This is a genomic window from Photorhabdus heterorhabditis, from assembly GCF_001280945.1.
In the GTDB taxonomy this organism is placed as follows: domain Bacteria; phylum Pseudomonadota; class Gammaproteobacteria; order Enterobacterales; family Enterobacteriaceae; genus Photorhabdus; species Photorhabdus heterorhabditis.
Window position 1 is genome coordinate 1 of record NZ_LJCS01000122.1, and the last position, 3,990, is coordinate 3,990.

6 protein-coding genes and 1 pseudogene are annotated in these 3,990 nt (G+C 40.2%); 3 read left to right on the forward strand and 4 right to left on the reverse strand.

All coding sequences use genetic code 11. The annotated features are described in order from the left end of the window. The first annotated feature begins 606 nt into the window (after positions 1-606). The 3 genes from AM629_RS20580 to AM629_RS20590 are packed head-to-tail and all read left to right on the forward strand — an operon-like array spanning position 607 to position 2,702. Complete coding sequence (locus AM629_RS20580; protein WP_054481621.1) at positions 607-1,296, forward strand: PAS domain-containing protein; 690 nt, start codon at positions 607-609, stop codon at positions 1,294-1,296. 31 nt (positions 1,297-1,327) lie between these two features. Further along, positions 1,328-2,020 carry a helix-turn-helix transcriptional regulator gene (locus AM629_RS20585; protein WP_054481623.1) on the forward strand — a complete coding sequence of 231 codons (693 nt, stop codon included), beginning with the start codon at positions 1,328-1,330 and terminating at the stop codon, positions 2,018-2,020. 13 nt (positions 2,021-2,033) lie between these two features. Beyond that, a complete protein-coding gene (locus tag AM629_RS20590; RefSeq protein WP_054481625.1) occupies positions 2,034-2,702 on the forward strand; it encodes a LuxR C-terminal-related transcriptional regulator in 669 nt (222 codons plus the stop codon). 248 nt (positions 2,703-2,950) lie between these two features. Here AM629_RS20590 and AM629_RS23110 read toward each other — a convergent pair whose 3' ends face one another. From AM629_RS23110 to AM629_RS20600, 4 genes and pseudogenes are all read right to left on the reverse strand, one after another. Next, positions 2,951-3,103: a hypothetical protein gene (locus AM629_RS23110; protein ID WP_235525561.1), complete on the reverse strand. Its 153-nt coding sequence runs from the start codon at positions 3,101-3,103 to the stop codon at positions 2,951-2,953. Between the two features lie 137 nt (positions 3,104-3,240). Further along, a pseudogene (locus AM629_RS20595) lies at positions 3,241-3,384 on the reverse strand (type VI secretion system tube protein Hcp); the annotation flags it as partial. Positions 3,385-3,393: 9 nt separating this feature from the next. Further along, entirely contained in the window at positions 3,394-3,618 is a 225-nt protein-coding gene (locus tag AM629_RS24090) for a hypothetical protein (protein ID WP_161804259.1), read from the reverse strand. Beyond that, on the reverse strand, positions 3,615-3,990 hold a 376-nt coding region (locus AM629_RS20600; RefSeq protein ID WP_476704004.1), incomplete at its 5' end, for a T6SS phospholipase effector Tle1-like catalytic domain-containing protein. The genes AM629_RS24090 and AM629_RS20600, both read right to left, overlap by 4 nt.

Genomic DNA, 3,990 nt, shown 5'->3' on the forward strand with positions numbered 1-3,990 from the left:
ATATCATATACCCTTCATCCTTCAAGTTGCTGCTTTGTTGGCTGCGTTCACTTACCCCAGTCACAGAGTTATCTCTGCTCCCGGGGATTCGCTCCCTTGCCGTCGCGATCCATCTTGAAATCTATTGGGTATATGCTCTTGGGGATGCGTTCACTTGCCGCCGCGCTGCAATTTGAAATCTATTGGGTATAAAAGTAAATACAATAGATTAATAAATTGGCTATTAAGCATTAGAGCAAATTATCGTTCATAAATTAGCAACAAAGAATATACAAATAATTTCGGGTATAATCTACGCTTATTTACTATTGATAATACACTATTTCTAACCCAAAAATGTTTAACATCAGGAACAACAACACGCGCAACAACAGCTCATAACCCTTTTTCCAACAAACCACTTGAACAAATTTAACACAAAATAGTAATTATAGTTATATTCATTCCCATTTAAAATTTCCCTGTTAAATAGTAAAAAATCAATTAATAAATATATGATTTTTGACGAGAAAGTTATTATATTCTATTATACAACCAGATCACTTTAAGTATCATCGGCCAACGAACCATTCAAATAACGACTCAAATAAAAATTCAGGAGCTACTATGTCAAATATAAAAAACCAACCCAGCAATATCACTCCACAGTTAATTCTCATGTGGGAAAGAAGTGATGAACCTTGGGGAGCCAAAGATCTCCAATCAAGATTTATCTATGCCAATCCAGTTTTTTATCAATTACTTAACCTCCCTAAAGATTTCGATATTACTGGGCTTTCAACAGAGGAATTACCCTCACCTATTGCAAAATATGCTGACGAATTCCAGCGTCAGGATCAAAAAGCGCTTCAAACTATGCAACGAGTCACTTCGCTGGAAACGCATCAGTTTGCAGAAAATGAAGCCAAACAGACTTACCTTTGCGACAAATTCCCACTTTGTGACGACAACGGTGACTGTATGGGGATCATTTTCCATATGCACAAAACTCAAGATTTTTCTGTTTCTTACTATTATGAAAAGACATCTCCAAAAACGCTGGAATTCATGCCACCTAACGATATATTGACGCAAACTGAGTGGGAAATTCTCTTTCTTACCCTTCGTTCATTGGATGAAGAGAGCATTAGTAAAGAATTAATGATAAGTACAGAAGAGGTCGTTAATTATATTCAGTCAATTTACCAAAAATTTAATTTACCAAGACATATAGAATTAGCCGATTTCTGCAAAGAAAATAAATTTGATCACCATATTCCAGAAAGATTTGTCACTGTTGGCAGCAGAGAATTATAAGCTCATTGTTAACTGAAAATAGGATTCAATCATGAAAAGACTTAATAATATAGATATCTCACTTCAGGTCATTAATACAATGCAGCAAAGTGATGAACCTTGGGGAATCAAAGATCAAAATTCATGCTGGATTTATGGTAATCAGGCAATGAGATCTGCACAGAACCTTCAAAATTCATTTGATTATGAAGGGCGGTATGATGATGAAATCCCTTGGGACGGAGCAGAGTTTGCAAAAGAATTCATTATTCATGACAAAAGTGTAATGGAAAAAGGAGAAAGAATATGTTCACTGGAAACACATATGTATGGAAAAGATAAATTTCTATCCTCACTTTTCTCAGAAAAATATCCACTATATAATGATGAAAATGAATGCGTCGGTATCTTTTTACATGGATGGCCAGCCCAAGATTTTTCATTAACCCGTTTATTCCATGGTAAACTCCCTGCATCTATTATGTTCCAACCCCCCACTGATTTATTTACCCAACGGGAATGGGATGTTATTTTTCTCTCGCTACAAAAATATACCAGCAAACAAATGGGTAAAATATTAAATATTTCCTATCGTACTGTCGAAGTCCACATGTCACGAATATATAAAAAAGTGGGTGTTAACTCCAGTTATAAATTAGAAGAATATTGTCGAACGAATGATTTTGATCTATATGTACCAGAAAGATTTGTACATCCAGAAAGCAGAGTATTTAGCTCTAACTGATAACGGAGTTTTTATGAAACAGAACTGTACGATATCACCTCAGATTATAAATACAATAGAAATGAGTAATGAGCCTTGGGGAATCAAAGATAAAAATTCGCGCTGGATTTACGGTAATATGGCATTAAAATCCACTCAAGACTTTCCAAGCTCATTTGATTATGAAGGATTATATGACAATGAACTCCCTTGGGAAGGAGCTGAGTTTGCAAAAGAATTCATTACTCATGATAGAAATGTCATGAAAAAAGAGGAAAGAATATGTTCACTTGAAACACATGCATTTGGAAAAGAGAAAGTTCTGTCATCTTATTTTCAAGAGAAATCTCCACTATATAATGATGAGAATGAGTGCGTCGGCATCCTCTTACATGCATGGAAAGCACCAAATTACTCATTAACCAGCCTACATCAATATTATAATAAACTACCTGCATCCATCATTCTCCAACCACCAACAGATCTTTTTACTCAATGTGAATGGGATATTATTTTCCTCTTTTTACAGCAATACAGCAAAAAACGGATTGGGGAAATATTAAACATTGCTTATCGTACGGTTGGAACACATATGGATCGGATATATGGCAAGATAGGTATTAACTCCAGTCAGCAACTGAAAGAATACTGTCGGGATAATAACTTTCACCACTATGTACCAGAAAAGTTTTTATTGTCATAGAAACTCTATATATCCGATTTTCCGTAAGCCCCGGCAAAAATTATCGCTAAAAGCCGGGGATCTGATCCTTTGGACACTAAATACGTTGAAATAAACGATGTATACCCTTCAAATAAGCGGCTAATATTACGTTGTATTTTCTTAATGGCAATTCAGCGATTACAGGCTATTTTATGGATCTGCTGCATAAAAACCCCTCGATTTAATCGTGAAGATAGTGGGTTTCATCCACCGAGGTGGAAATCCGGTTAAACCGGGCGAACAGGCGTTCTTCCCCAGTGAAGCTGAACACATCCAGTGCCGCCACAGCGCCGGACCTCAAGCCGGTAGCGGCAGTGGCCCGTCAGCGCCGTTTTACCCGCCTGACGTTGGCGGGCCAGCAACATTTTTCTATCCATCATCATTTTCCCCGCTATCACATGAAACGGTCTGTTAAGCAGAAGAAGAGGGGCGCCCTTGTCACCAGCACCGCAATAACGCCAGTGCCAGGTGAGATTACCCGGGCGGATATCCCCTCGTCCGTCAGACCCTCAATCCATTACGCCTGACTGCGCTCATTCCACGCGTCCGAGTGAATGATGTTGCCGTCTTTGTACGTCCAGGTGATTTTTTCGTAGCGGAACTCAACCTGTTCCAGATGGTTGTGTTTCTCTTTGGCTGGATCTTTGATGTCATGCATCAGCGTCATCTTTCAACCACAAATAAACGGGGATAGCCATAATATGACGCCTGTTTTTGAGTGTGTGAGGTCGCCTGCACCGGCGACGTTGTTGTTGATAAAAAGCCGGGTACGGTTTGCGGTCGCTGGCAGGCGACTGGTCGCGTTGCACCTTTGCCAATGACAACACCCTGCAATGGTGGTCATTCCACAACAGTTACACCTGACCGGATCGCCCTGATGGATCACGTCCTTCATTGATCAGGCCCTCCTCGCGGGGGCAGTTCCAGAATCTTGCCGGCCCAACGCGCTTTGAGCTTCTCTTTGGCGATTTGCATGCGTCGTGCTTCGATAAACTGTCTCTGTTGACGGGTCACCTCACCTACATTATGGGTGAATGCCTTGGTCTGCTCCGCGTCCGGTAACATGGGAATAAGTTCTTGGGTGGATAAATCGTGTACGCTCACTTCCAGCTGCGTGGCGTGAGTTTCGTTGATGGCATCCGCCATCATGTTGCCGATTTTTTTCCGTTTGAAGATAAACAAAGCACAGCCAACCGGTGCCATTGCCCCAACCACATTGCAGTCCACCGTCAAAAGCGACAGGGGTTTATTACACATTGTGCCGAAG